The organism is Burkholderia reimsis (assembly GCF_003294055.1).
In the GTDB taxonomy this organism is placed as follows: domain Bacteria; phylum Pseudomonadota; class Gammaproteobacteria; order Burkholderiales; family Burkholderiaceae; genus Burkholderia; species Burkholderia cepacia.
Genome location: NZ_QMFZ01000017.1, coordinates 97591 through 121928 on the forward strand (window position 1 = coordinate 97591; position 24338 = coordinate 121928).

The 24338-nt window shown below is 65.7% G+C and carries 27 protein-coding genes; 9 read left to right on the forward strand and 18 right to left on the reverse strand.

Going from position 1 to position 24338, the window contains the following annotated elements:
* Positions 1-3: 3 nt before the first annotated feature.
* The 7 genes from DPV79_RS20415 to DPV79_RS20445 form a co-directional block, all read right to left on the reverse strand.
* A complete protein-coding gene (locus tag DPV79_RS20415) occupies positions 4-2793 on the reverse strand; it encodes a TonB-dependent receptor (RefSeq protein ID WP_069253546.1) in 2790 nt (929 codons plus the stop codon).
* 316 nt (positions 2794-3109) lie between these two features.
* A complete protein-coding gene (locus DPV79_RS20420; protein WP_059710271.1) occupies positions 3110-3685 on the reverse strand; it encodes a helix-turn-helix domain-containing protein in 576 nt (191 codons plus the stop codon).
* Between the two features lie 316 nt (positions 3686-4001).
* The gene (locus tag DPV79_RS20425; protein WP_060196319.1) at positions 4002-5192 is read right to left on the reverse strand and encodes a tetratricopeptide repeat protein; all 1191 of its coding nucleotides are present in this window, start codon (positions 5190-5192) and stop codon (positions 4002-4004) included.
* Positions 5193-5208: 16 nt separating this feature from the next.
* A complete protein-coding gene (locus DPV79_RS20430) occupies positions 5209-5640 on the reverse strand; it encodes an ExbD/TolR family protein (RefSeq protein WP_113046329.1) in 432 nt (143 codons plus the stop codon).
* Between the two features lie 372 nt (positions 5641-6012).
* Positions 6013-6435 (reverse strand): ExbD/TolR family protein, encoded by a 423-nt coding sequence (locus DPV79_RS20435; RefSeq protein WP_021160935.1) that lies wholly within the window; start codon positions 6433-6435, stop codon positions 6013-6015.
* Positions 6436-6455: 20 nt separating this feature from the next.
* A complete protein-coding gene (locus tag DPV79_RS20440; RefSeq protein ID WP_027787330.1) occupies positions 6456-7373 on the reverse strand; it encodes a MotA/TolQ/ExbB proton channel family protein in 918 nt (305 codons plus the stop codon).
* Positions 7374-7459: 86 nt separating this feature from the next.
* Positions 7460-8158, reverse strand: a complete 699-nt coding sequence (locus DPV79_RS20445) for an energy transducer TonB (RefSeq protein WP_048022908.1) — start codon at positions 8156-8158, stop codon at positions 7460-7462.
* Here DPV79_RS20445 and DPV79_RS42170 point away from each other — a divergent pair.
* Complete coding sequence (locus DPV79_RS42170) at positions 8157-8399, forward strand: hypothetical protein (protein ID WP_124467399.1); 243 nt, start codon at positions 8157-8159, stop codon at positions 8397-8399. The two genes, DPV79_RS20445 and DPV79_RS42170, sit on opposite strands and share 2 nt — an antisense overlap.
* Positions 8400-8994: 595 nt before the next feature.
* On the opposite strand, the gene DPV79_RS20450 is transcribed toward DPV79_RS42170, so the two are convergent.
* Together DPV79_RS20450 and DPV79_RS20455 are read right to left on the reverse strand one after the other, a co-directional pair.
* Positions 8995-9480 carry an aminoacyl-tRNA deacylase gene (locus DPV79_RS20450; RefSeq protein WP_027787328.1) on the reverse strand — a complete coding sequence of 162 codons (486 nt, stop codon included), beginning with the start codon at positions 9478-9480 and terminating at the stop codon, positions 8995-8997.
* Positions 9481-9580: 100 nt separating this feature from the next.
* Positions 9581-10579 (reverse strand): cysteine synthase A, encoded by a 999-nt coding sequence (locus DPV79_RS20455; protein ID WP_113046330.1) that lies wholly within the window; start codon positions 10577-10579, stop codon positions 9581-9583.
* A 138-nt stretch (positions 10580-10717) separates the two neighbouring features.
* On the opposite strand from DPV79_RS20455, the gene DPV79_RS20460 reads away from it, so the two are divergent.
* The gene (locus DPV79_RS20460; RefSeq protein ID WP_091923283.1) at positions 10718-11206 is read left to right on the forward strand and encodes an adenosine-specific kinase; all 489 of its coding nucleotides are present in this window, start codon (positions 10718-10720) and stop codon (positions 11204-11206) included.
* Positions 11207-11527: 321 nt separating this feature from the next.
* Entirely contained in the window at positions 11528-11815 is a 288-nt protein-coding gene (locus DPV79_RS20465; RefSeq protein ID WP_021160928.1) for a YciI-like protein, read from the forward strand.
* Positions 11816-11828: 13 nt separating this feature from the next.
* Here the strand turns inward: DPV79_RS20465 and corA are convergent, their stop codons facing one another.
* Positions 11829-12806, reverse strand: coding sequence for a magnesium/cobalt transporter CorA (corA, locus tag DPV79_RS20470; RefSeq protein WP_048022784.1), 978 nt, complete (start codon positions 12804-12806; stop codon positions 11829-11831).
* A gap of 155 nt (positions 12807-12961) precedes the next feature.
* On the opposite strand from corA, the gene cydX reads away from it, so the two are divergent.
* The gene (gene cydX / locus DPV79_RS20475) at positions 12962-13108 is read left to right on the forward strand and encodes a cytochrome bd-I oxidase subunit CydX (protein ID WP_048022786.1); all 147 of its coding nucleotides are present in this window, start codon (positions 12962-12964) and stop codon (positions 13106-13108) included.
* Positions 13105-13722 (forward strand): P-loop nucleotide/nucleoside kinase family protein, encoded by a 618-nt coding sequence (locus tag DPV79_RS20480; RefSeq protein WP_021160925.1) that lies wholly within the window; start codon positions 13105-13107, stop codon positions 13720-13722. The genes cydX and DPV79_RS20480 overlap by 4 nt, the downstream gene beginning before the upstream one ends.
* Before the next feature lie 105 nt (positions 13723-13827).
* Here the strand turns inward: DPV79_RS20480 and DPV79_RS20485 are convergent, their stop codons facing one another.
* The gene (locus tag DPV79_RS20485) at positions 13828-14928 is read right to left on the reverse strand and encodes a saccharopine dehydrogenase family protein (protein ID WP_021160924.1); all 1101 of its coding nucleotides are present in this window, start codon (positions 14926-14928) and stop codon (positions 13828-13830) included.
* 251 nt (positions 14929-15179) lie between these two features.
* Between DPV79_RS20485 and DPV79_RS43075 the strand changes: the two genes are divergently transcribed.
* Positions 15180-15494, forward strand: a complete 315-nt coding sequence (locus DPV79_RS43075) for a COG4705 family protein (RefSeq protein WP_208866735.1) — start codon at positions 15180-15182, stop codon at positions 15492-15494.
* Entirely contained in the window at positions 15491-16060 is a 570-nt protein-coding gene (locus DPV79_RS43080) for a COG4705 family protein (RefSeq protein WP_208866736.1), read from the forward strand. Before DPV79_RS43075 ends, DPV79_RS43080 begins: the two co-directional genes overlap by 4 nt.
* Before the next feature lie 3 nt (positions 16061-16063).
* On the opposite strand, the gene DPV79_RS20495 is transcribed toward DPV79_RS43080, so the two are convergent.
* On the reverse strand, positions 16064-16528 hold the full coding sequence (locus tag DPV79_RS20495; protein WP_006481526.1) for an Lrp/AsnC family transcriptional regulator: 465 nt from the start codon (positions 16526-16528) through the stop codon (positions 16064-16066).
* Positions 16529-16783: 255 nt separating this feature from the next.
* On the opposite strand from DPV79_RS20495, the gene DPV79_RS20500 reads away from it, so the two are divergent.
* The gene (locus DPV79_RS20500; RefSeq protein ID WP_113046331.1) at positions 16784-17335 is read left to right on the forward strand and encodes a Spy/CpxP family protein refolding chaperone; all 552 of its coding nucleotides are present in this window, start codon (positions 16784-16786) and stop codon (positions 17333-17335) included.
* Positions 17336-17477: 142 nt separating this feature from the next.
* Positions 17478-17909: a PGDYG domain-containing protein gene (locus DPV79_RS20505; protein WP_048022793.1), complete on the forward strand. Its 432-nt coding sequence runs from the start codon at positions 17478-17480 to the stop codon at positions 17907-17909.
* A 33-nt stretch (positions 17910-17942) separates the two neighbouring features.
* Here DPV79_RS20505 and DPV79_RS20510 read toward each other — a convergent pair whose 3' ends face one another.
* The 6 genes from DPV79_RS20510 to DPV79_RS20535 all read right to left on the reverse strand — a co-directional run bounded on the left by DPV79_RS20510 (position 17943) and on the right by DPV79_RS20535 (position 24319).
* Positions 17943-18305 (reverse strand): DUF3022 domain-containing protein, encoded by a 363-nt coding sequence (locus tag DPV79_RS20510; RefSeq protein WP_027784493.1) that lies wholly within the window; start codon positions 18303-18305, stop codon positions 17943-17945.
* Between the two features lie 13 nt (positions 18306-18318).
* The gene (locus tag DPV79_RS20515; protein ID WP_113046332.1) at positions 18319-19107 is read right to left on the reverse strand and encodes a YhfC family intramembrane metalloprotease; all 789 of its coding nucleotides are present in this window, start codon (positions 19105-19107) and stop codon (positions 18319-18321) included.
* 54 nt (positions 19108-19161) lie between these two features.
* Positions 19162-20205 (reverse strand): LacI family DNA-binding transcriptional regulator, encoded by a 1044-nt coding sequence (locus tag DPV79_RS20520; protein WP_059488421.1) that lies wholly within the window; start codon positions 20203-20205, stop codon positions 19162-19164.
* Positions 20206-20678: 473 nt separating this feature from the next.
* On the reverse strand, positions 20679-21644 hold the full coding sequence (locus DPV79_RS20525; RefSeq protein ID WP_021160916.1) for an NAD(P)-dependent oxidoreductase: 966 nt from the start codon (positions 21642-21644) through the stop codon (positions 20679-20681).
* Positions 21645-21649: 5 nt separating this feature from the next.
* On the reverse strand, positions 21650-22930 hold the full coding sequence (locus tag DPV79_RS20530) for an MFS transporter (protein ID WP_021160915.1): 1281 nt from the start codon (positions 22928-22930) through the stop codon (positions 21650-21652).
* Between the two features lie 396 nt (positions 22931-23326).
* The gene (locus DPV79_RS20535; RefSeq protein ID WP_113046333.1) at positions 23327-24319 is read right to left on the reverse strand and encodes a sugar kinase; all 993 of its coding nucleotides are present in this window, start codon (positions 24317-24319) and stop codon (positions 23327-23329) included.
* Positions 24320-24338: the final 19 nt, after the last annotated feature.

The window sequence follows — 24338 nt, forward strand, 5'->3', positions numbered from 1 at the left end:
CCGTCAGAACTTGTACGTCGCGCCCACCTGCGCGAACCGGCCGATGTACGAATACACCGACGTGTCGTACCCGCTCTGGTCCAGCGTGCCGTTCGCGAAGATCGGGTCGTACGGCGGCGTGCGGTTGAAGAGGTTGTTGATGCCGCCGTAGATCGTCCAGTTCTTGAAACCCGTGTACGTCATCATCAGGTTGAACTGGCTGTACGAGCCGACCTTCGACGGCGCGGGCGCCGGCAGCAGGTTCTGCGCGTACGGGCCCGTGAACTGCCACGTCAGCGCCGCATCGAACTTCCGGTAGTTCCAGTCCAGCGTCGTGTTGCCGCGCCAGCGCGGGAAACTGCCGCCGAACGGCTGCGTTATCGTGAAGTTGTTGCCCGCGCCGTTGACCGGCGTGCCGCCCGGGAAGCCGATCTTGTAGCTGTTGATGTACGCCCAGTCACCCGACAGCGTGACCGTGCCCCAGCCCTTGAGCGGCAAGCCCTGGCGGAACGTGCCTTCGAAGCCGTTCGTGTCGAGGTAACCGAGGTTCTGATACGGAATCATCTTGTACAGCAGCTGGCCCGTCGTCGGATCGGTCACGACCTGTGACGGCGCGCCCTGGCCGATCACGTTGTCGATGCGGATCTTGTACCAGTCGAAGCCGAGATCCGTGTAGCGGCTCGGCGATACCTGGAAGCCGATATTGAAGTTGCGCGTGCGTTCCGGCGCGAGGTTCGGGTTGCCGACGGTGATCGACGTGTAGTTCTGGCCGGTGGCCGGATCGACCTGGATGCCGAGCGTCTGCGACTTGCTGTCCTCGACAAAGGTCGGCGCACGGAAGCCGCGGTTGTACGACGTATACAGCGTGAGGGCCTTGATCGGCTGGTAGCGCAACGCGAAGCGCGGCGAGAAGGCACCGCCCACGTCCGTGTAGTGGTCGTAGCGGCCGGCCTGGCTGAACGTCAGGTTCTCGAGGATCGGCACGTTGATCTGGTAATAGACGGCCGCGACGTTGCGCTGGCCGTTCACCGTCTCGAGGTCCGGGGTAACGACCGCCCCGCTCAGGTATTCGGAGCCCGGCGTCAGCACTTCGCTCTGGTGCGTGAACTGCGCGCCGAAACCGATCCCGACGTCGCCGGTCGGCAGATGGAACAGGTTCGGCGTCGACAGCGTCGCGTCGATCGTGTCGAGCTTCGAGATGCCGAGGTTGTTCGCTTCCTGGAACAGCCCGTTGAACGCATTCGGCGTCGCCGCCGGGTTCGCAAAGTTCAGCGTGCCGTTCTGGTAGATATTGTTCAGCGCGTTGACGTTCAGCTGGTTCGTGAACACGTTCGACACCGTGCTCTGCGAGTGGCTGACCGACGTTGCCCAGTCCCAGTCGCCGTACGGCAGCGTGAACGACCCCTTGATGCCGGCGGCCGCACGCCAGTAGTTCGCCCAGGTCTTCTGCGCGACCGTGTTCGGAAACGCGTAGGTGAGCGGCGTGGCCGCGCCCGTCGTGTTGTACGGGTTGCTGACCGGTACCGTGTAGTTGAACGGCGACAGCAGCTTCGTCTGCGGATTCCAGACGAGCGCCGGGTTCTGCGGGTTGCCGATCACGTTGTTCCACAGGCCGTCGTTGGTCGTGGTCGTGTTGTAGCTCTCGAGGAAATCCGCGAACGCGGTCGTCTTGTCGTCGATCTTGAAGTCACCATGCAGCTTCGCGTTCAGGCGCTCGGTCATCGGCAGGATCGACGTGCTTTCGGCCGTGTTGTACGCGCAGACGGTGCCCGGCGAGCCGGACGACAGCGAATTCGACGCGGCCGGATGCACCGAGCCGCCGAACGGGCAGCCCCCGCTCAGCGCCTGCGCGACGCCGCCGGGCATGTTCCAGTACGACGGCGCGAGCAGCGAGAAGCCGCCCGGCTTGCCCGTGAAGTCCTGGTTGCGCGTCGAATCGCGATCGGCCAGCGTGAAGCCGTTCGACTTGTAGTAGCTGAGCGCGGCCGTCACGTTGAAGCGGTCGGCGTTCAGGTCGCCGAAGCCGCCGAGCACGCCGAACTTCGTCGTGCCGTCGCCGTTGCCGGCATTGATCGCGCTGCCGAGGCTGCCGTCGAGCTGCAGGCCGCGGAAATTGTGTTTCGTGATGATGTTGACGACCCCGCCGATCGCGTCCGAACCGTACTGCGACACGGCGCCCGTCTTCACGATTTCGATCCGCTCGATATCGTTGAGCGGGATCGTGTTGAGGTCGAAGAACGAGTCGACGCTGTTCGAGAAGAATGCGTAAGGTGCGACGCGCTGGCCGTCGACCATCACGAGCGTGTACTTCTCGGACAGGCCGCGCAGCGCGATACCGGCCGCGCCGGCCGCGAAGTTGCCCGATTGCCCTTCACCCCAGCTGTTCGCCGAGTTGGCCGCCGCATCGCGCAGGAAGTCGGTGACGGTCACCGCGCCGCTGGCCTGGATTTCCTTCGGCGTGATCGTCTGCACCTGCTGGAAACCGGTCTTGTCGGCCTGCCGGATCAGCGACCCCGTCACTTCGAAGCGCTTGATCTGCGCGACCTTGCCCTGCCCGTTCGCACCGGGTGCGGCCTCGGTTGCCGCACCCGCTGCCGCGTCGGGCGCCGTGGCGCCCGTGGCAGCGGCGGCGTCGGGCGTGCCGCCCGCCTGTGCAACGGTCACGGGCGCGCCGTTCGCGACCGCATCCGCGATCGCGACGGCGCCCGGCGCCGGCTGGCTCTGGGCAAACGCCGGCGGCGCCAATGCCGCCGTCAGCGCCAGCTCCGCCCAGACTATCCTCTTGATGGCCAACGCCAAAACTCTCTGCTTCATCTTGTTCCCTCTCGCTCGTAGTAAGACCCCACCTGCTGCGCGCCGGAACCTTGTGAATTCCTTGCGCGTCCTGGGTGACCGTGTAACGGAACCCGCGATTGCCACGCCTTCGATTGCCACGCTTTCTACCGCCACGACTCGAACGGCTCGGCTTCGGGGCACCAGCACCATTCAGCGTCACCGTCGTTTTCTATTTTGATTCGCCATACTAAATACCTACATTGAGCGCATTACCTGCTTCCTGCCGATTCGACCGGCATCCGCTGCCGATCGGGTACCTCTCCTTCCTGACGGCCCGCCGCGCCGGCCGCCCTTGCTAGAACAGCCTGGGCGTGCCGACCCAGACGATCACCGCCTCTTCGTCGGCCGTGTTGCGCCACGCATGCGGCATCGTCGATTCGTAATGCGCGGTATCGCCCTCGTTCAGCGTGAACGTGCAATCCTCGAGCGTCAGCGCCACCTGCCCGCGCAACACGTAGACGAACTCCTCGCCCGCATGCGTCGTCATCTCGGACGACAACTGCCCCGCCGGCATCCTGACGAGGATCGCGTCGAGCTTGCGGCCGTCCACCAGATTCGTCAGCCGGGCGAACCGGCTGGCCGAGTTGGTGAACTGGAAATACTGCAGCGCATTGCCGCGGCATACCGAGCGCGCTTCCGTCGGCGTGTCGATGAAGTACTGCATCGTCACGCCCAGCGCCTTTGCGATCCGGACCAGCGACGTGATCGACGGCGTCGCCCGCCCACGCTCGACTTGCGACAGGAACGGCTTCGAAATGCCGGCGATCGTCGACGTTTCGTCGAGCGTGAGTTTCAGGCGCTGGCGCAGCGCCCGGATCTTGTTGCCTAGCGACACGGCGACGAGCACCGACTCATCAGGGGGCACAACCATGGGAAGACGGTCCCTCGCAGTCGAAATCGGTTTGATGTCGTCAAGCTTCGACCGATGCCGTGACGCAACCGGCCCGGTGCGATACCCGGCTGCACGCTGTCGCGGCGTGCACGCCACGCGTGGTGCGTCACGGCACCCGCATCGCGCGGCCGATCCGATCTTGCACATTTCATTCGGTTTACTAATCAACAAGGCTGCCCCTTTTCCCTCGGCTGACCTGCCCTTCATGCATCGGTGCCATCTGAGCGGCGCACCGATTACCGCTCACCGACCACGCCTGCTCCCGCGCTGCGAGCCGTCGTGCCCTTGCGTTGCGTTAGCGGGATGCCACCGCTGTCCAGAGCCGTGCGAGGTCGGCGGAACCGTCGGTGCCCTTGACCGTGCGCAGCACCTGGACCGCCCGCGCCTTCTGACCGGCCACGTAATACGCCTCGCCGAGCCGCAGTCGCGCCGCGTCCGGATGATCGAGACCGCCCTTCGTGATCGCCTGCTCCATCATCGGCAGCCCCTGCTGCGCCTTGCCCGCGAAGACGAGGTTCATGCCCGCGTCGATCGGCGCAGCCGGCGTCGCGGCGTCCCCGCCCGACTGCGCGCGCTTTGCCGCGAGCGCCTGCAGCCGCTTCTCGCGATCCGCCTGCGCGTCCTTGCCGAGTACGCCGGACGCGAACCCCTGATCGATCACCTGCTTGCCTTCGGCGGGCAACCCTGCCACCAGCGCGAGTTGCGTCATCTCCATGTACGCATCGGCTGTCGCGAGCGAGCCCGTGGCCCGGCGCAACCGGTAGATGTCGAGATCGAGCGACGGCAGATACCCCGGGTTGCCGCGAATCGCCGTGACCATTTCGTCCCAGTACGCGGGGCTCGGGTGGTAAGCCACCAGCAGCCCGAGCGCACCGCGATATGCGTTGCCGTCCTTCACTTTCTGCGCACAGCTCGCAAGCATCTGCAACTGCCCTTCATCCGGCACGTGTCCGCCGTTCGCCTGCGCGTCGGTGCTCGCCTTCAACTGGCTCACGAGCGGTGTGCAATCGTTTGACAGGTAGTACGACTGCGTGAGCAGCGTGCGCATTTCCGGATCGGATCCGCCGGCCTTCAGGTAGCGCTGGGCGATCCGGATCGCCAGCGGGTAGTTCTTCTGCTGAAAGTAGATGCCGGCCAGCGCCGCCGTGGTCCGCTGCTCGTCCTCGCCCGACAGTCGCCCCGAGTTCAGCACGGCCTCGTAGGCCTGCGCGGCCGTGCCGGAATCGCCGGCCGCCATCGCGGCCGCGCCGCGCATCTCCTCCACCATGTAGGTTTCGTACGGCGTCCGGTTCGGCACGGCCGCCGCCTGGGCGATCTTGCCCAGTGCATCGCGATACTTGTGCGCCCGGTACAGGTCCTGTGCGGCCGCCAACGGTTTTGCCACGTCCGGCCGCAGCGCGTCCGCCGGCAATGCCGGGCGTCCGAGCAAGCCTGCCGCGCCGAGCGCCGCCACCGCCATCATCCGTTTCCATCGTCGCTGGTTCATCGGCTCGTCCGTGGCGTCATTGCATGAACTGTTCGTTACCGATCAGGCCGATCTTGGTCGCGCCCACGCGTTGCGCGGACGCGAGCACGGCGGCCACGTCCTTGTACGGCACCAGCTTGTTGGGGCGCAGGTGGATTTCCGCCTGCACGGGTTCCGCCGCCACCTGGGTCAGTTTCGCCTCGAGCGCCGTGCGGTCCGGCACCGGTGCGCCGTTCCACGTCGTCGTGCCGTCGAAGTCGATGTCGATCTGCACGATTTCCGGCGGCGTGGCCGGCGGCGGCGGGTTACCCACCGGCAGGTCCATCTTCACCGAATGCATCTGAATCGGGATCGTGATGATCAGCATGATCAGCAACACCAGCATCACGTCGATCAACGGCGTGGTGTTGATATCGACCATCACTTCCGGTTCGGCATTGCTTCCGCCCGAAGGCACATTCATTTCCATCGTCGACTCCTGTCGATCAGCGTTAGTGCTTCAGCACTTACGCTGATCCCATGCTTCGCGGTCGATCAGCGTTAGTGCTTCAGCACTTACGCTGATCCCATGCTTCGCGGTCGATCAGCGTTCGTGCTTCAGCACTTACGCTGGTCCCATGCTTCGCGGTCGATCAGCGTTAGTGCTTCAGCGCTTACGCTGGTCCCATGCTTCGCGGTCGATCAGCGTTAGTGCTTCAGCACTTACGCCGACCCCATGCTTCGCGGTCGACCAGCATTAATGCTTCAGCACCTACGCCGACCCCATGCCCCAAGGCCGACCGGCGTCAGTGCATCCCCCCCAGCCGCCAGCCCGCCCTCTCACCAAGGTTCCCGCCCACGACTAGCCGCCGCGTGCGGGCGGCTCCGTAATGAACGACAGTTTCGCGATCCCCGCGCGCTCGCACATCGTGACCACCCGGCCGATGAACTCGTAACGCGTGTTCTGGTCGCCCCGCACGTGGACGCTCGGCTGCGGCTGCTGCTGCGACACGTCCTTCAGCTTCGCGAGCAGTGTCTGCGCATCCACCAGCTGTTCGCCCCAGAAGAAGTCGCCATCGCGGTTCACCGCGATCTCGATGCTCTTCGGCGTCGTCTGCAGCGGTTGCACCGTCTCCTTCGGCAACTGAAGCTGGATCGTGTGCGTCACGACCGGAATCGTGATCAGGAAGATGATCAGCAACACCAGCATCACGTCGACGAGCGGCGTCGTGTTGATGTTGGCGATCACCTCGTCGCTGTCGTCCTGCCCGACGTTCATGGCCATCGCGCGTCTCCGTCAGGCGGTCAGTTCGCAAGCGACGCCGCGGCCGGCGACGAGGACGCCGCGCGTACCGGGCGCCGATTGCCGGCCAGCAGCACCGTATGCAGTTGCGCGCCGAAGTTGCGAACCCGCTCCATCACCGACTTGTTGCGCCGGACCAGGAAGTTGTAGCCGAGCACCGCGGGCACCGCGACGGCGAGGCCGATCGCGGTCATGATGAGCGCCTCGCCCACCGGGCCCGCGACCTTGTCGATCGACGCCTGGCCGGCGATACCGATCGCGGTCAGCGCGTGATAAATCCCCCAGACCGTGCCGAACAGCCCGACGAACGGCGCCGTGGAGCCCACCGTGGCCAGGAATGCGAGCCCGTCCTGCATCCGGTTCGACACGTTCGTGATCGAGCGCTCGACCGACACGTCGATCCACGTGTTGCGGTCCACGGCTTCCAGCAGCGCATCTTCATGGTGCTCGCCGGCCTCGATCGCCGTTTCGGCGATGAAGCGGAACGGCGAGGCCTCGTCGAGGAGCTTGGCGCCCTCGGCCAGCGACGGTGCGGACCAGAGCTGCGCATCTGCCAGTTTCGCGCGGCGATTGGCGCGCAACTGCTCCAGGAACTTCGTGATCATGATGTACCAGCTCCCCATCGACATGATCACCAGCAGGATCAGCACGAAACGGGCGACGAAGTCGCCGTTCTTCCACAACGCGCCGAGCCCGTACGGGTTCTCGACCGCTTCCGTCGTGGCCGGCGCGGGCGGCGGAGCCGGTTCGGCGGCGGCCGGAGCCGTGGCCGGTGCGGCAGACGGCGCCGCCGCCTGTGCCGCCGTGCCGGCCGCGCCGCTTGCCTGCGCATGGGCGAGCTGCGGCGCAACGAACCCGTCGACTGCGACGACGGACATCAGGATGCTTGCCGCCAACGCGGCCAGTGAACGCTTCGTCATACCCCACTCCAGTTATTTCGGTGAACTTAATACGTCAGTTCGTGATGGTTTTTCCCGGCCCGGTTCGCGCCGGGCCGCCCACTGCATCAATTCAGATTGAACGAGAACGGCACCTGGACCCGCACCGACTGGCCCTGCGCGACGCACTTGAATCGTTTTACGGTGTTGTAGGCAGCGCGATCGAGGACCGGATCGGCCGACTGCGCCACGCGCTCGTTCGTGATGTTCCCTTCCGCATCCACGACGAATTCGATCGTCACGTCACCCGTGATGTTGTTTTCCTGCGCTTCCTTCGGATACTGGATCGACGCGCGAAGCGCATCCGAATTCGGGCAGACGACACCCACGTCATGGCTGACGGGCTTGGCCGGCGCCGGGGGCGCCACGACCGGTGCCTGCACGGCCGGCGTGGAGGGTACCGGGGCCGACTGGTGCGTGATCGTCGCCTGCGGCGGCGCCTGCACCGGCACTTCCGGCGGCGGGACGAACGGCGGCGGCGGTGGCGCGAACTTCGGCGGCGGGAGCTTGACCACGGGCATCGGCGGTGGCGGCGGCGGCTTGACCGGCTCGATGATGCGGGTTTCGATCGGGTGCTGGATCACCTGCACGACTTTCGTCGCCAGGCCGTTGAGCAGCGCGTAGATCAGCACTGCATGCAGCACCAGGACGATTCCGATGCCGCCGAACCGGCGTACCGGATTCTGTTGCTTCTTGCCGAACTCTCGCGGACGGCCCAGCGTAGCCAGTCCGCTGTTCGACGTAACCAGACCTTCTTCGACTTTCATGCCCACCATCCATCCCCCAAGCGATTCGCCCAGTTTCGGATTGCTGCCGGCGGCGAAACCAGGTCGGCATCGCCACCGCATCCACCCGAACATTTCATTTCAAATTCAATTTGCAATCCGAATTGAAAGAATTGCATTCGAATTCCAATACATTCTTTTTCAAGGAATCGTTCCGGCCGGCGCGGCCCGGTGTTTGCACCGGAAAACCACGCGCCTGCACGTTCAGGCAATTGTCAGCTGAGCGGGCGGCACCGCGTGTTTCGTATGACGATTCGCCGTTCGTTACACGGTGATGTCATTGGCGCCGTTCACTTGGGTGCAGAAGATAGCAAGGAAAAAATTTTGCCGTCAAACTTTATTTGATACCCGAATACAAAGTTTGGAGGGGATATTCAAATAATATTCCGGTAAGCACAAATACACCTTTTATTATTCAATTGGTAATTGAATTGTATGGGTATATGCAAAAACGGATATTGATCCGCTTCAACATAAATATCGGCATATCTCCTGCACCGCACCAAAAAAGGGCATTCGAACAATAATCTCGCGGATGCATCCCCCGCCTCGTCATCGCCCGCATGTCGACGGACATGCCGGTCGACCGCCTCGAACTGGCCGGGATCGTTTCCTCGAGGACGGCGTACCAGCGATGCCGTACCCGAGGTACCCAAAACAGTTAATCCGGAATGCGACATAAATTCAGGATTGGTCGTCGGACTAAAACACATCACCAAACACTTCGCACATCGAATTAACTATCCTGCGACCTGCCCACTGGCAGGACCTGCACCCCTGTCACACACGCACCGACAATTGCCCGTTCACCGCACGCGTCAGGACTGCATGCCCTGCATCTTGTGCGAGAAATGCGCACGCTCGGCCGTCTCCATCAGCGTCAGGAATTCATCCTGCATCATGTGGATCAGTGCTTCGTGGTCACCGGCCTCGAAATAGACTTCCGGCTGCTGTGCAAGACGTTCCTCGAGAAACGTCTTCATGCCGTACGCCATGCAGACCGGCGGCAGCGCACCCATGTCGCAATCCTTGAACAGCTCGCGCAGTTCGACCTCCCGGGCGAGCACGAGATGGCGTCCCGTCTTCACCCAAAGATCCGACAGGCGCACGGCGTGCGTGGTCGGCAATACGGCTGCGACGTAGCCTTCGTCGTCTTCGAGGAGCACGGTTTTCGCAAGACGATCGCCGGGGATATGCGCGGCGGCGGCCGTCTCCATGCTCGTATGGCTATAGGGGTGGTACACCACTTCGTACCGCGATGACTTCTGGCGCAGGCAATCCTGCAGGGTGGCTGATACTGGCATGGCACACCTCGTCTGGGCGAATCGGGCGAACGGCGTTCGCTCCGGATTTGTTCAGCATAGGTCGCATTCGAGCCAATGGAAACGCCGCCTCCCCCTCTGCTCATTCGGGCTCCCGTTCCGGTTCCAACCGCGGTTCCAACCCTTTTTCGCGCAGCCATTCGCGGTTGAAGAGCCGCGCACGATAGATGTCGCCGCGATCGCACAGCAAAGTCACGATCGTATGCCCCGGGCCCATCCTGCGGGCCAGCCAGACCGCCGCCGCGACGTTGATTCCGCTCGATCCGCCGACGTACAGCCCTTCTTCGCGCAGCAGCCGGTAGACCATCGTCACACACTGCGAATCATCGATCCTCACGGCGTCGTCGATCGGTGCGCCGGCCAGATTCGCGGTGACCCGCGTCGAGCCGATGCCTTCGGTGATCGAACTGCCTTCGGCACCGAGGTCGCCCGTTTTCACGTAACCGTAGAGCCCGCTGCCGTGCGGATCGGCCAGCACGATCCGGACCTCCGGATTCTGCTCCTTCAGGTAGCGGCTCACGCCCGCCAGCGTGCCGCCCGTGCCGGTTGCGCAGACGAACGCATCGACCGTGCCCGCCGTATCGCGCCAGATTTCCGGTCCGGTCGTCTCGTAGTGCGCCTGCCGGTTGACGACGTTGTCGAACTGGTTGGCCCATACCGCGTTGTCGAGTTCGTCCGCGAGCCTCCCGGCAATCTTCTGATAGTTGTTCGGGTCGCGATACGGCGCCGCCGGCACCGGGCGCACGTCGGCGCCGAGCGTGCGCAGGATCGCCATCTTGTCCGGCGATTGCGTGTCGGGAATCACGATCACGCAGCGATAACCGCGCGCCGCGCAGATGTGCGCAAGACCGATGCCCGTGTTGCCCGCCGTGCCCTCGACGACGGTGCCGCCCGGCTTCAGCGCGCCGCGCTGCTCGGCGTCGCGGATGATGTAGAGCGCCGCGCGGTCCTTCACCGAACCGCCCGGGTTCATGAATTCCGCCTTGCCCAGGATTTCGCAGCCCGTTTCGGCGCTGAGCTTCGCCAGCCGGATCAACGGCGTGCGTCCCACGCAGTCGACGAAGCCGTGTCGCACGTCCATGTTGCCCTCCGTTGCATTCGCGCTCGCGCGCCCTACACAACCAAGGATAGGACGCGTCGCTTTCGACGCCAGCCGCCGCGTACTAAGCTTGGAGAGCCCATTGCGGCGCGCGCGCCGCATCGCCAGACGAGGTCCGCCATGCTGCAATTCGAAACCGTCACCATCGACAAACCCGAGGCCGTGAATTTCATCCTCGGCCAGTCGCATTTCATCAAGTCCGTCGAGGACATCCACGAGACGCTGGTCGGCACCGTGCCGGGCATTCGTTTCGGGCTCGCGTTCTGCGAGGCATCGGGCAAGCGTCTCGTGCGCCGCTCCGGCACCGATGCGGAACTCGTCGAGCTCGCGTGCCGCAACGCCCTTGCGATCGGCGCCGGTCACGCGTTCATCGTGTTCCTCGGCGACGGTTTCTATCCGGTCAACGTGCTCAATGCGATCAAGGCCGTGCCGGAGGTCTGCCGGATCTACTGCGCGACCGCGAACCCGACCGACGTGATCGTCGCGGAAAGCGCGCAGGGACGCGGGATCGCCGGTGTCGTCGACGGCTTTCCGCCGCTCGGCGTCGAGAACGACGACGACGTGCGCTGGCGCAAGGATCTGCTGCGCACGATCGGATACAAGGCGTAGGTGCGGGCCGCCGGAGCGGCCGCGGCGCATACACCGAGCTTCCGTCAGGGCCTGCCCTGCAGACGTGACCGCATCGTCGATGCGGACCGCGTCTCCCGGCCCTGCGAAACAAGAAGAAAAAGCGGTGGGATCAAAGGCGCGACCGCGGTCGGGACTTCCGGTCGCTGAGTTGGCTGACCGTTAGTTGCAATTCAGGGAACGAGATTACGCTCCCGGTGGCGACGCGCCGGCCATCCGGCTGTCCTATACTGGCCGCAACAGACTGACCGGCAGCCGTGCCGACACGACGACCGCGCCGCCGTCCCCTTCCCGGAGCCACGCATGCATTACCAGTTGATCTACGAACTCGTCGACGATTACCTGTCGCGGCGCGAACCGTTCCGCGCCGAACATCTCGCGCTTGCACAGGCCGCGACCGAGCGCGGCGAACTCGTGCTCGCCGGCGCGCTGTCGGACCCGGCCGACCAGGCCGTGCTCGTGTTCGAAGGCGACTCGCCGGAGGCGGCCGAGTCGTTCGCGCGCGCCGATCCGTATGTGCAGAACGGCCTCGTGAAATCGTGGCGTGTACGTCCGTGGCGCGTCGTGATCGGCAAGCACGCGCCGCGCTAGGCGCGACGCAGGACTACAGCCACCCTGCCCGCTTGAATCGCCACCACAGCGCGAAGTCGGCGACGACCATCACCGCGATGCAGCCGTAGAAACCGTATTTCAGGTGCAGTTCGGGCATGTTCGCGAAGTTCATCCCGTAGATGCCGGCGATCATCGTCGGTATCGCGAACAGCGCGGCGAACGAACCAAGCCGCTTCGTCACTTCGTTCTCGGCCAGCGAGATCATCCCGAGGTTGACCTGGATCGCCGTGACGACCATCTCGCGGCGCCCTTCGATCGTCTTCACGATCCGCTGCAGATGGTCGTACACGTCGCGGAAATAAGCCGCCATCCCGCTGCAGACTTGCGGCACGCGTCCGCCGGTGAGTTTCGCGAGCGGCTCGATCAGCGGCGCCGTGTGCTGGTACAGCATCACGAGCCGGCGCTTCAGCGAATAGAGATCCTCGATGATCGCGCGCGACGACGCGGGCGTCGCCTTCGCGAAGATCCGATCCTCGAGTTCCTCGAGCTCGGTGCCGAGCGTTTCGAGGATCGGGAAATAGCGGTCGACGACCTGGTCCATCAGCGCGTAGAACACGAACGCCGAGCCTTCCCGCAGCAGATGCGGCTCGTGCTCGCAGCGCTTGCGCACGTCGCGGAAGTCCTGCTCGGTGTGGTTGCGGATCGACAGCACGTAGTTCGGGCCGACGAACACGTTCAGCTCGCCCACCTTGAATTCGCCGTCGTCATCGAGCTCGACCGTATGCAGCACCGCGAACAGCGAATCGCCGTACTCCTCGATCTTCGGCCGCTGGTGCCCCTTGCGGGCATCCTCGAGTGCGAGCTCGTGCAGCCCGAACTCCTCGCCCATCAGGTCGATTTCCTCGGGCGTCGGATCCTTCAGCGCGACCCACACGAAGCATTCGGGCTTCGACACGTAGTCGCTGATGGCGTCGATATCGATGTCGGCCAGCTTGCGGCCGTCCTGGTATGCAGCACAGTTGATCAGCATGGTGCCTCTGATGTTGCGGTTTGCGCATCAGTTTACCGGTTTGCTGCGCGGGCGGCCCGGCTTGCGCGGCACGACGATATTGGTCATGATCGGGCTGCGTGCGCCGCAGCACGCGCACCAGGACACTGCGGCCCAACCGTCAAGGAGACAGACCCATGTGGTATTTCTCGTGGATACTCGGCATCGGCGTGGCGCTCGGCTTCGGCATCATCAACGCGATGTGGCTGGAGGCGGAAGTGTTCTCGCGCGGCGACAAGCGCAACGGTACGCCGAGCCCGCGGCCGGGAGGCAAGGTTTCGTGACGCACCTGGTGTTCTTCTGCGGTCACGCCGGCACCGGCAAGACCACGCTCGCGAAGCGGCTCATCGGGCCGCTGATGCGCGCGACCGGCGAGGCCTTCTGCCTGCTCGACAAGGACACGCTGTACGGCCGCTACAGCTCGGCCGCGATGGGTGCGCTCACCGAGGATCCGAACGACCGCGACAGCCCGCTCTACCTGAAGCACCTGCGCGATCCCGAATACCAGGGCCTGCTCGACACGGCCCGTGAAAACCTCGCGCTGGGCATCGGCGCGCTCGTCGTCGGCCCGTTGTCGCGCGAAGTGCGCGATCGCCGCATTCTCGACCGCGCATGGCTCGGCATCGCCCCCGACGTCACGCTGACGGTCGTCTGGGTCTACACGTCGGAAGACGTCGCGCACCAGCGGATCGTCGCACGCGGCAACCCGAACGATGCCTACAAGCTCGCGCACTGGGACGAATACCGGCAGCGCCGCTTCGTGCCGACCGGCCACGAATGCGACGGCATCGTGATGTTCGACAACACCGCGCCCTCCGACGCCGACATCGATACGCTGCTGTACCGCATCGCGCCGCCTCCGCCTGCGGCGACGATCGTCCCGCCGCTGCCAGCCTGATCGCCCCTCCTTTTCGTTCCCGCAAAAAAAACAACGCCGGAAGCGCTGCTGCGCTCCCGGCGTCGTACGGCCCTCGTGGCCCTCGTGCCTGAGGCTGGCGGACGGTCAGGCCACCGCGTGCACGCGCTCCATCGTGCCGCCTTCGTACAGCTTGCCGAAGCGGTTCGACAGGAATGCCTTCAGCGACACCTTTTCCTGCGGGATGAAACCGCTTTGCGGCAGCTTCTTCTCGCGGAACAGATCCAGCACCGCGCACATCGCGCCGGCCGTCGTGATCTGGATCGCGCTCATGTGCATCCCGCACACGTCCTTCGCGAAGATCTTGCGCGTGAACACGTCCTGCACCAGCTGGCCGTCCTTCACGCCCGTCACGGTGATGAACACCAGCACGACGTCCTGCTTCGTCGACGGCACCGCGCGGCGCATGATCGACTTCAGCGTGTCGCGATCGGTCGACAGGCGCAGGTCCTCGAGCAGGAACTGCACGAGATCGCGATGGCCCGGGTAGCGCACCGACTTGTAGTCGAGCGTCTCGACCTTGCCCGACAGCGTCTCGCACAGCGTGCCGAGGCCGCCCGACGTGTTGAACGCTTCGTATTCGGTACCGTCGAGCGAGAAGTGCTCGAGGCCTTCGAGCGGCTGCACCCACTGCTTGCGGCCGTCGCGGATCGCTTCGCACGGCTGGCAGTATTCGTTGATCAGGCCGTCGACGCTCCACGTCAGGTTGTACTTCAGCGCGTTGGTCGGATACTCGGGCAACGCGCCGACGCGCATCTTCACGTCGCGCACTTCGGTGAAGCCGTTCACCAGTTCATGCGCGGCGAGACCGATGAAACCCGGTGCGAGGCCGCACTGCGGCATGAACGCACGGTCGGAGCCTTCGGCCAGTTCGCGGATCGCGTGGGTCGCGCGCACGTCTTCGGTCAGGTCGAAGTAGTGGACGCCGGCAGCCTTCGCGGCGGCGGCAACGTTGACCGCGAGGTAATAAGGCAGCGCATTGACGAGCGCATCGAAACCCTTCACTGCTTCGCGAATCGCGTTGGCGTCGGCCGAATCGACCCGTTGCGTCGCGATGCCTTCGCGCGACAGCTTCGCGAGCGCATCCGCGTCGCGGTCGAACGCGACGACTTCGTAGTCGCCCGTTTCACGCAGCATGTGAGCAATGGTGTGGCCGATCAGACCTGCGCCGACGATGGCGATTTTCATGCGCTTATCTCCTGATGATGGGTGTGATGTAGTGGACGGCGTTGAGCCATGAACACAGTTTAGGGACGCGCAAAATCAGTTCCAAGACGAAGAATGATGCGAAACGACCGATAATTTCGACGTTCCGACGACACATTTCGTCGAAACGTCGAAATGAGGGTTTTTCACTCGCTGACGGGCCTGCCGGGGCTGGCCAAAGTCTCGCGAGCCGGACTGCAATGCCGACTACACGATTGCCGAGGAGGCATCGCATGCGGCCCCTGCCCGCCGAACGCACGCCGCACTGGCTGAACAAGGTGCCCGACTTCGCGCTGTCGCTCCGGATCGGCAAGATCATGTCGACCACGGTCGGCGAAAACGGCGCGGACTTTCTCGCAGTCAACGTGGGGGGCGGCCGGATCGTGACGCGCATCGCGATGGCGCCGTGGATGCAGTTGCGTACGCACTGCGATGTGCCGTGGATCTGCCAGGCAACGGTGGTGCTGGTCAACATCGTCGGTACGCGAATCACCGACCTGCGCATCGTCGGAGTGAACGTCAGCCTCCGAGCGAGCGCGCCGCGTTGATCGTCGCGCTCGCGGCGATCTCCAACGTGCGGCATCGCGTCGAACCCACGCTGTCGATCGACACGATCGTCACACCGCGATGCGAGCGGCTCCATTCGACCGCGATCCCATGCACGTTCGCGTCCGGCACCGCCGCGGGCGATCTTGCAACCGAGACGATCGGCCTCGGCTTCACGTTCGGCGCGCCGTGCTTCGGTGGGTTGACCGCGACCGTGTTCGCGACGTGGCGGTTCGGCATCAATGCGGTGCCGTCGTTCCGGATCGTGTCCATGCTGACGCGCGCATTCGTCGCGCCGGTCGGCGATCTGCTCTCGCAAGCGCGCAACGATGCGGTGCCCGGTTTCGCAGCGGCATGGACGATCCCGCCGTTCCCGACCGCGATCGTGCTGCCCGTCGCGAACCGGCTGAGCGTCGACATCACGCTCGCCCGTGCAAACGAAGCGCAGTCGTGCGGGTGGGCACATCCCGGTGCGGATTCCGCTTGCGGGGCGCCTGGCACGACGCAGCCCGGCAGTCGGGCCGATACGACAGCACAACAAGCGCGGCGCAATGAACGCCGCGCCTGAACGTCAGCCGCCGATCGTCCCGCGATCGATCTTGCGCGACAGGATGATCGACGTCGTCGTGCGCTCGACGCCTTCGAGCGTACCGATCTGGTCGAGCAGGTCGTTGAGCCGTTCGGGAGAATCGGCGCGCAGCCATGCGACGTAGTCGTACTCGCCGCTCACCGCGCACAGCAGTTGCACCTCGGGCATCCGGTCGAGCTTGCGCAACACGTCCTTGCCGAACTTCGGCGTGAGGATGATGCCGACATACGCGTAAATGCTCGCGTCGAGTACGTCCTGCCCGAGCCGGACGCTGTAGCCGGCGATCACGTTGGTCCGTTCGAGCCGCGCGATGCGTGCGACGACCGTCGTGCGCGCGACGTCGAGCTGGCGCGCGAGATCCGCGACGCTGGCGCGCGCATCGGCCTGCAGCAGCGCGACGAGTTGCCGGTCGAGATCGTCGAGTTGGTCGAGGCGGGGTGGACGCATGAGGCTGGGCCGGGGCACGACGTGCCGGCAAAGTGGAAGGTGACGCGATGATAGCGCCGAACGCCGGCCGGCCCAAACGGCATCGCCCGGAACCGATTCGAACCTTTCAATTTCGATTCGTATCGGATGTAAGCAAGTGTCGCATTCACTGCTGCGCCGCACTCAACGTGCTACTAATAGCGGGCGACGCGAGATGCGCGCTTGCGGCAATTGCCGCCGCGCCCGCTCGCCAGACACCACCCCGGAGAGCCAACCATGAAGAGAATTTCGCTCACCCTCGCTACGCTCGCCGTTGCAGCCAGCGCGTTCGCGCAAACCCCGGCGCAGCCGCAAGCGCCCGCTCAGGCCACGACGGCCGCAGCCGCGGCTTCGGCCCCGAGCGCCGAGCAGCGCGAGGCGCGCCATGAAGCCCGCGTCGAGCAGCGCATCAAGTACCTGCACGACCAGCTGAAGATCACGTCGGCGCAGGAGCCGCAGTGGAAGACGTTCGCCGACACGATGCGCGGCAACGGCGACACGATGGGCCGCCTCTATCGTGAACGGATGGCCAGGCACGACGTCTCCGCACTCGACGACATGAAGCAGTATGCGGAACTGTCGCAAGCGAACGCGGACGGCGCGAAGAAGCTCGCCGACGCCTTCGCACCGCTCTACGAGAGTTTCCCAGCCGACCAGAAGGCACTGGCCGACACGACGTTCCGCAGCTGGCTGCACCACGGCGGCGAGCATCGTGGCAAGGGCAAGACGAAGGGCAAGGAAGGCAAGGCGGCAGCCGCGCCGGCCGCCAGCGCACCCGCGCAGCCCTGACGCCCGCCCTGCCGGCACCGCCGGCACCGCCGGCACCGTATACGGTCCGTCCGGGCCGAACGGCACCGCTACAGGCGACCGGCGCGTCACACGGCGCGCCGGATTCGGGATAAGCTCCCGGCTTTTCCCGCACTTCCCCGCCATGCTCGAACTCAAGCACATCGACCTGCGTACCGATCCGCAGGCCCGTCGCGTCGTCAAGGACGAAACCGTCGCCGTTTCCTTCGCGGACGCCGACGGCGAACTGATGAGCCTCGAAGGCCCGAACCGCTATGTGGCGGGCGACGCGCTGATCACGGGCTCCACCGGCGACCGCTGGGTCGTGTCGCGCGCGCGCTTCGACGCCAAATACCTGCCCGCCGATCCGGCACTCGTACACGGTGCGCCGGGCGCCTACCGGAACCGGCCGGCCGTCGTGCTCGCCCGCCGGATGGACGAGCCGTTCACGATCGCCCGCTCGGAAAACGGCGACACGCTGCGCGGCGTCGCAGGCGACTGGGTGATGCAATACGCGCCCGGCGACTACGGTGTCGTGCAGGCGCAGCGCTTCGCGCAGGTCTACCGCGACGCGTGACGCGGCGCGCCGGCATCGCGCCGGCGCGAACGATCACGCAAAGTCTTCGTCGAGTTCGAGTTCGGCGTCCCGCTCGACGGCCTCGCCGGCCGCGTGGCGCTCCTCGAGCGACCCGAGCATCGCTTCCGTATACGCATGCAGCACCGCATGGCTGCGCGCGCGCTGCATCGGCTTGAGCGCCAGATAGCGCGCGAGTGCCGCCGGCACGATGCGGATATCGAGCGTCATCCGCTTCGGCGTCGCGCCGAAACGCATCGCGAGCCAGTGCACGGACAGGAACCGCCCGCGCGTGTCGCTGCTTTCGGCGAACCGCGTCTGCTCCGGAAAGAGATCGCAGATCACGCGTGCGAGCGCGTCGAATTCCGCGCTCTGGCATTCGATCAGATAGTCGTCCATCCCGTCTCTCCCGTCAGGCTGCCGATTGCGACGGCCGGCACGTCTTCACCAGCACGACGACCAGAAGCGCGGCCAGCACGAAATACGCGGCCTCGACCCAACCGGCCGGCAGCACGCGCACCTGATACAGCAGCGCCGGCGCGGCTGCCAGCGCATGCAGCACGATCGCGAGCGGCAACACGCCCGCGCGGCTGGCGCGCACGCCGCGCCAGACCAGCACCGACAGCGCAAGCTGCAGCACGAACGCCGCGCAGCGTTCGAGCAGCAACAGCAGGATCGACTGTGCCGACAGCGTCGCGAGCATCACGTGCAGCCGCACGACGGTATCGCCCGGCAGGTCGGCGAGCTGGGTCTCCAGCTGGCCGCGGCTCGCGAGCCACGCGAGATACGACCACTGGCCCCACACGAGTACGCCGACGAACCACGCTTCGGCGCCGCCGTGGCCGATCCCGTAGCCGATTCCGCGGCTGTCGCCGGCCGACGCGCCGTAGCGGCGGTTCAGGAAACGCATCCCGAGATAACGACCGGCTTCCTCGAACACGGCGGTCGCAAGCGCGCTGTACGCGACGAACGCGAGCGGCTGCGTGAGCCAGCCGTCGGGCGGCGTCCGGCTCAGCACGAGCCCGTGGAATGCGCGCTCGAGGATCATCGCGAACAGCGTGAAGACGGCCACGCCGACGATCGTGTCGCGGCGGTTCAGCGCAAGCGGCTTGCGCAGGATACGGAAGAGGACGAGCGGCAGGAGCGCGATGATCAGCGTGGCGGCGATCAGCACCGCCAGCGTGACGGGGGCGACAGTCATGTATTTCCTTGTTCGGGGCAGCGCACCTGACGCGCTGCGTGCCCCGAATGATACTCAGCTTGCGGTCGACGCGCGCACAACCAGCTCGCCGGGCAACAGCGAGACGCGTACGTCGCCCGCTGCGCCGTCGATCCGCTCGTGCACGAATTCGACGGCCTTGTAGCCGATTTCGTAGGTCGGCTGCCGGATCGTCGTGATACCGATCAGCTCGGCCCATTCCGGATCGTCGATCGACAGCAGCGCCGCCTTCTGTTGCCACGCGGCGCCGAAACGCGCGCGCAGGTGGCGCGCGATTGCAAGCGCGACCGGCGCGTTCGCGGCGAACAGCGCCGCGCGCACGCCGCGCCGTGCCGCGTCGTCGATGCGGGCATCGATGTCGGCGAGCGCCGTCGCGGTCGCATCGGGCTCGTTCAGGTCGAGCACGACGGTCGACGGCACCGTCAGCCCGCGCGCGCCCAGTGCCGCGCGGAATGCGGCCTCGCGCAGGCGCCGCGAGCTGACGCGCTCGAACGGCTGCACGACGAAATGGATCGCGTCGAAACCGTGTTCGACCAGGTGCGCGAGTGCCGTCTCGATCGCGTCGCCGTTGTCGAGGCCGATCAGGTCGGCCTCGAAGCCCTCGACGGTCCGGTCGACGAGCACCGCCGGGATGCCGGCCCCGCGCAGCGGGCGCAGCACGTCCTCATCGGCGCCGAGCGCGTTGACGATCAGCCCTTCGACGCGGTAGGTCGTGAGCAGCTGCAGGAAGCGGCGCTCCATCTCGACTTCGTTCGCCGCGTGACAGATCAGCGGCATGTAGCCGAGCGCCTGGCAGGCAGCCTCGACGCCTTGCAGCACTTCGACGGTATAGGGATTGGTCAGGTCGGCTGCGAGCATGCCGAGCAGCCGGTTGCGGCCGCGCTTGAGCCCGCGCGCCATCTGGTTCGGCCGGTAGTTGAGCCGCGCGATTGCCGCTTCGATCCGCTGGCGCAGATCGGTGGACAGCACGTGCGTCTCGCCGTTCAGGTAGCGCGACACGCTGGTTTTGCCGGTGCCGGCTTCGCGCGCGACATCGCTGATCGTCGCCGGACGCGTTGTGGTTGGTTGCGAATCGGTCACTGTCGTGCCTCGCGACGTTCGATCCGCGCCGCTTCGTGAGCAGACGGATCTTTGTTGTTGGAAACGTAAGCCACCCGGTGGAATCTCCTGTCGATCCGCGTTAGCGCTTCAGCGCTTACGCGGATCCCATGCTTCGCGGTCGATCCGCGTCCGCCCTTCACCGCTTACGCGGATCCCATGCTTCGCGGTCGATCCGCGTCCGCCCTTCACCGCTTACGCGGATCCCATGCTTCGCGGTCGATCGGCGCCGGCGCATCGGCACCCGCCCCGGTCACGTTCACAAGCAGCCGGCCGCACCGGACCTGGAGCGGATACCCGTCGCTGGACGCCGCCGGCAGCGCTGCCGTGCCGTCGATACGACGCGCGGGGATCATAACGCAGCCAGCCCTCCGGCACCAAGACCATCGACTCTAACGAAGGCGCCCGCCCGCCGGGCGGGCACCTGCTCGTGGTGGCCCGTTACCCGCCGCGGCTCAGGCGCGCGCGAGCGCATCCGGATTGACGAGATTCGTGCGCAGCGTGCCGGCCAGCGCGCCGACCAGGTTTTCCGCGGCGCAGCGCGCCATCGCGTGGCGCGTCTCGTGCGTCGCCGAGCCGATATGCGGCAGCGCGACGACATTCTTCATCTGCAGCAGCGGCGAATCCGCGGCCAGCGGTTCCTTCTCGAACACGTCGAGCCCCGCGCCGCGGATCGTACCCGCGCGCAGCGCATCGATCAGCGCGGCTTCGTCGACCACCGGCCCGCGCGATGCGTTGATCAGGATCGCGCCGCGTTTCATCTTCGCGAATTCGGCCGCGCCGATCAGGTGGTGCGTTTCGGGCGACAGCGGCACCTGCAGGCACACGAAATCCGCTTGCGCGAGCAGTTCGTCGAGCGTCACGCGCCGTGCGCCGTACTGCGTTTCGGCTTCCGCATGCGCGGACCGGTTCGCGTACAGCACCTGCATCCGGAAGCCGAGCGCCGCGCGGCGCGCGACCGCGCCGCCGATCCGCCCGAGCCCGACGATGCCGAGCGTCTTGCCCTGCACGTCGGTACCGTACAGGTCGGGGCCGATGCTGCGATGCCAGTGGCCTGCCTTCACCCACTCGGCGAGCTCGACCACGCGTCGCGCGGACGCGAGGATCAGCGAGAACACCGTATCGGCGGTCGATTCGGTCAGCACGTCCGGCGTATGCGCGAGCACGATCCCGCGCCGCGTGAGATCCGCGACGTCGAAGTTGTCGTAGCCGACCGAGATCGTCGACCACGCCTTCAGCCGCGGTGCGCGGTCGAGCATGTCCGGCGTGACCTTCAGGCTCGCGCCGATCGCGCCGTCCGCGTCGCCGAGCGCATCGGCGAGGGCTGCGGCACCGTCGGCCTGCACGACGTCCGCATGCTCGCGCAGGTACGCGAGGACGTCATCGGGCAGCGGCTTGTACGCGACGATACGGGGCTTCATCTGATTCATTTTCCTTGCAGCGGCGCCGCGAGCGGATGCGTATCGGGCGCCTGGGGTTTGACGGACAGCGTGAGGATCACCGCGGCGACGAGCGCGGCGCTCATGAACGCGTACGACGCGACGGGCGAGCCGGTCGCACCGTTCAGGTAGCCGACGAAGTACGAGCCGACGAACGAGCCGAGCGCGCCCATGCTGTTGATCAGCGCCATCGCGCCGCCGGCGACGTTCTTCGGCAGCAGTTCCGGCACGATCGCGAAGAACGGGCCGTACGGCGCGTACATGGCGGCGCCCGCCACGACCAGCAGCGCATACGAGATCCAGAAATGCGACGAGCCGAGTGCGTACGATGCGGCGAACGCGGCCGCGCCGATCAGCAGGAACGGCCATACGAAGCCACGGCGCGAACCGACCTTGTCGGACGCCCACGACGCGGCGAGCATCGCGATCGTCGCGGCGAGATACGGCAGCGCGGACAGCCAGCCGGTCGCGACCATCCCGAGGTCGGAGCCGTTCTTGACGATCGACGGCAGCCACAGCACGAAACCGTACACGCCGATGCTCCAGCAGAAATACTGTGCGCACAGCTTGATCACGGCCGGCGAGCGGAATGCCTCGCCATAGTTGCGCACGGGCTTGATCGCCGCCTGCTCGGCCGCGAGCGCGGCGTCGAGGTCGCGTTTTTCCTGTGCGTTGAGCCACGGCGAATCGGCCGGCTTGTCCTGCACGAGGAACCACCAGCACACGGCCCAGAGGACGGCCGGCACGCCTTCGGCGATGAACATGTGGCGCCAGCCGAATTCGTGCACGAGATAACCCGAGACGATCGACATCCACAGCACGGTGACCGGGTTGCCGAGGATCAGGAACGTGTTCGCGCGCGAGCGTTCGTTCTTCGTGAACCAGTTGCTGATGTAGATCAGCATCGCCGGCATCACGGCTGCCTCGACGACGCCGAGCACGAAGCGGATCGCCATCAGCGACGGGATGTTGCTGACGACGCCCGTGAGCGCCGCGCAGGCGCCCCACAGGATGAGGCTGACGAACACGAGCTTCTTCACGCTGCGGCGTTCCGCATAGATTGCGCCGGGGATCTGGAAGAAGAAGTAGCCGAGGAAGAACAGCGCGCCGATCAGCGACGACAGGCCTTTGCTGATCCCGAGGTCCTGGTTGATGCCGGCTGCGGCGGCGAACCCGTAGTTCGCGCGGTCGAGGTAGGCGAGGCTGTAGGTGATGAAGACGATCGGCATGATCGTCCACCAGCGGCGGGCAGCGAGTGTATTGGCCATCAGAATGTCTCCTGTGTCGATCAGAGTTAGCGCTTTAGCGCTTACTCTGATCCCATGCTTCGCGGTCGATCGGAGTTAGCGCTTTAGCGCTTACTCCGATCCCATGCTTCGCGGTCGATCGGAGTTAGCGCTTTAGCCCTTACTCCGATCCCATGCTTCGCGGTCGATCGGAGTTAGCGCTTTAGCGCTTACTCCGATCCCATGCTTCGCGATCGATCAGAGTTCGCGCTTCACCCCTTACTCCGATCCCATGCTTCGCGGTCGATCAGAGTTGGCGCTTTAGCGCTTACTCTGATCCCATGCTTCGCGGTCGATCAGAGTTAGTGCCTCAGCCCTTACTCCGATCCCATACATGCACGACTAAATGAGTCCGCGGATTGTGCCGTGTCCGGCCTCTCATTGCGCGGTGAAGGTTTCCTCTAAGCGATCGGCGTGATTGGTGACGTTTTCGAATCGATCGAGCGCGGCACGGGTCGGCAGCCCTTCCGAGTCGCCGATCACCTGGATCGCGAGCGCACCGATGCGGTTGCCGCGCGCCACGGCCTGTTCGATCGTCTTCCCTTCCAGCAGCGCGCTGACCACGCCGACCGCGAAGCCGTCACCGGCGCCGACCGTGTCGACGACGTTCCGCACACGCTCGCCCGCCACCGTTCCGTCACGCCCGTCAGCCGTCCGGTAATACGCACCTTCGGCACCGAGCTTGATCACCACCCCGCGCGCGCCTTGCGCGAGATAAAAGCCCGCGATATCGGCCGGCGTGTCGTGCCCGGTCAGTTGCCGCCCCTCGGCGATGCCCGGCAGCACCCAGTCGGCGAGCGACGCGAGTGCATTCAGCGTCTTCGCCATCACGTCGGCGGACTGCCACAGCGTCGGGCGCAGGTTCGGGTCGAACGAGATCGTCTTGCCGGCCGCGCGCATTTCGCGCGCCAGCTTGAACGCGAGCTCGCACGACGTCGCGGAGATCGCCGGCGCGACGCCCGTCAGGTGCAGGTGGCGCGCGCCGAGCACGTAATCGGCCACGTAGTCGTCGCACGACAGGTGGCTCGCGGCCGAGCCCTTGCGGAAATACTCGACGGTCGGGTCGCTGCCGTCGTCGTTGCGCGACTTGAGCTGAAAGCCGGTCGGGTAGCGCGGATCGACGGTCACGCACGATGCGTCGATGCCCTCGCGCGCCAGCGTGTCGAGCACGTAGCCGCCGAACGAATCGCGGCCGACGCGGCTCATCCAGCCGACCCGGAAGCCGAGCCGCGACAGGCCGATCGCGACGTTCAGGTCGGCGCCCGCGATCCGCTTCGCGAATTGCGCCGCATGCGCGAGATGACCGGGCTCGGTCGCGACGAACATCGCCATCGCTTCGCCGTAGGTCACGACATCGAGTGCTGCTTTCATGAATGAACTCTCCGGGATC

What these genes read in the sequence shown, in the direction of transcription:
- DPV79_RS20460 (WP_091923283.1), top strand. Translation starts at nt 10,718, where the DNA reads ATGCTGCAATTCGAAACCGTCACCATCGACAAACCCGAGGCCGTGAAT.
- DPV79_RS43075 (WP_208866735.1), top strand. Translation starts at nt 15,180, where the DNA reads ATGCGGCCCCTGCCCGCCGAACGCACGCCGCACTGGCTGAACAAGGTG.
- DPV79_RS42170 (WP_124467399.1), top strand. Translation starts at nt 8,157, where the DNA reads ATGCCCACCATCCATCCCCCAAGCGATTCGCCCAGTTTCGGATTGCTG.
- DPV79_RS20530 (WP_021160915.1), bottom strand. Translation starts at nt 22,930, where the DNA reads ATGGCCAATACACTCGCTGCCCGCCGCTGGTGGACGATCATGCCGATC.
- DPV79_RS20440 (WP_027787330.1), bottom strand. Translation starts at nt 7,373, where the DNA reads ATGACGAAGCGTTCACTGGCCGCGTTGGCGGCAAGCATCCTGATGTCC.
- DPV79_RS20430 (WP_113046329.1), bottom strand. Translation starts at nt 5,640, where the DNA reads ATGGAAATGAATGTGCCTTCGGGCGGAAGCAATGCCGAACCGGAAGTG.
- DPV79_RS20505 (WP_048022793.1), top strand. Translation starts at nt 17,478, where the DNA reads ATGCTCGAACTCAAGCACATCGACCTGCGTACCGATCCGCAGGCCCGT.
- DPV79_RS20425 (WP_060196319.1), bottom strand. Translation starts at nt 5,192, where the DNA reads ATGAACCAGCGACGATGGAAACGGATGATGGCGGTGGCGGCGCTCGGC.
- DPV79_RS20415 (WP_069253546.1), bottom strand. Translation starts at nt 2,793, where the DNA reads ATGAAGCAGAGAGTTTTGGCGTTGGCCATCAAGAGGATAGTCTGGGCG.
- corA (WP_048022784.1), bottom strand. Translation starts at nt 12,806, where the DNA reads ATGCTGATCAACTGTGCTGCATACCAGGACGGCCGCAAGCTGGCCGAC.
- DPV79_RS20435 (WP_021160935.1), bottom strand. Translation starts at nt 6,435, where the DNA reads ATGGCCATGAACGTCGGGCAGGACGACAGCGACGAGGTGATCGCCAAC.
- DPV79_RS20465 (WP_021160928.1), top strand. Translation starts at nt 11,528, where the DNA reads ATGCATTACCAGTTGATCTACGAACTCGTCGACGATTACCTGTCGCGG.
- DPV79_RS20450 (WP_027787328.1), bottom strand. Translation starts at nt 9,480, where the DNA reads ATGCCAGTATCAGCCACCCTGCAGGATTGCCTGCGCCAGAAGTCATCG.
- cydX (WP_048022786.1), top strand. Translation starts at nt 12,962, where the DNA reads ATGTGGTATTTCTCGTGGATACTCGGCATCGGCGTGGCGCTCGGCTTC.
- DPV79_RS20500 (WP_113046331.1), top strand. Translation starts at nt 16,784, where the DNA reads ATGAAGAGAATTTCGCTCACCCTCGCTACGCTCGCCGTTGCAGCCAGC.
- DPV79_RS20515 (WP_113046332.1), bottom strand. Translation starts at nt 19,107, where the DNA reads ATGACTGTCGCCCCCGTCACGCTGGCGGTGCTGATCGCCGCCACGCTG.
- DPV79_RS20455 (WP_113046330.1), bottom strand. Translation starts at nt 10,579, where the DNA reads ATGGACGTGCGACACGGCTTCGTCGACTGCGTGGGACGCACGCCGTTG.
- DPV79_RS20485 (WP_021160924.1), bottom strand. Translation starts at nt 14,928, where the DNA reads ATGAAAATCGCCATCGTCGGCGCAGGTCTGATCGGCCACACCATTGCT.
- DPV79_RS20420 (WP_059710271.1), bottom strand. Translation starts at nt 3,685, where the DNA reads ATGGTTGTGCCCCCTGATGAGTCGGTGCTCGTCGCCGTGTCGCTAGGC.
- DPV79_RS20535 (WP_113046333.1), bottom strand. Translation starts at nt 24,319, where the DNA reads ATGAAAGCAGCACTCGATGTCGTGACCTACGGCGAAGCGATGGCGATG.
- DPV79_RS20495 (WP_006481526.1), bottom strand. Translation starts at nt 16,528, where the DNA reads ATGCGTCCACCCCGCCTCGACCAACTCGACGATCTCGACCGGCAACTC.
- DPV79_RS20525 (WP_021160916.1), bottom strand. Translation starts at nt 21,644, where the DNA reads ATGAAGCCCCGTATCGTCGCGTACAAGCCGCTGCCCGATGACGTCCTC.
- DPV79_RS20445 (WP_048022908.1), bottom strand. Translation starts at nt 8,158, where the DNA reads ATGAAAGTCGAAGAAGGTCTGGTTACGTCGAACAGCGGACTGGCTACG.
- DPV79_RS20510 (WP_027784493.1), bottom strand. Translation starts at nt 18,305, where the DNA reads ATGGACGACTATCTGATCGAATGCCAGAGCGCGGAATTCGACGCGCTC.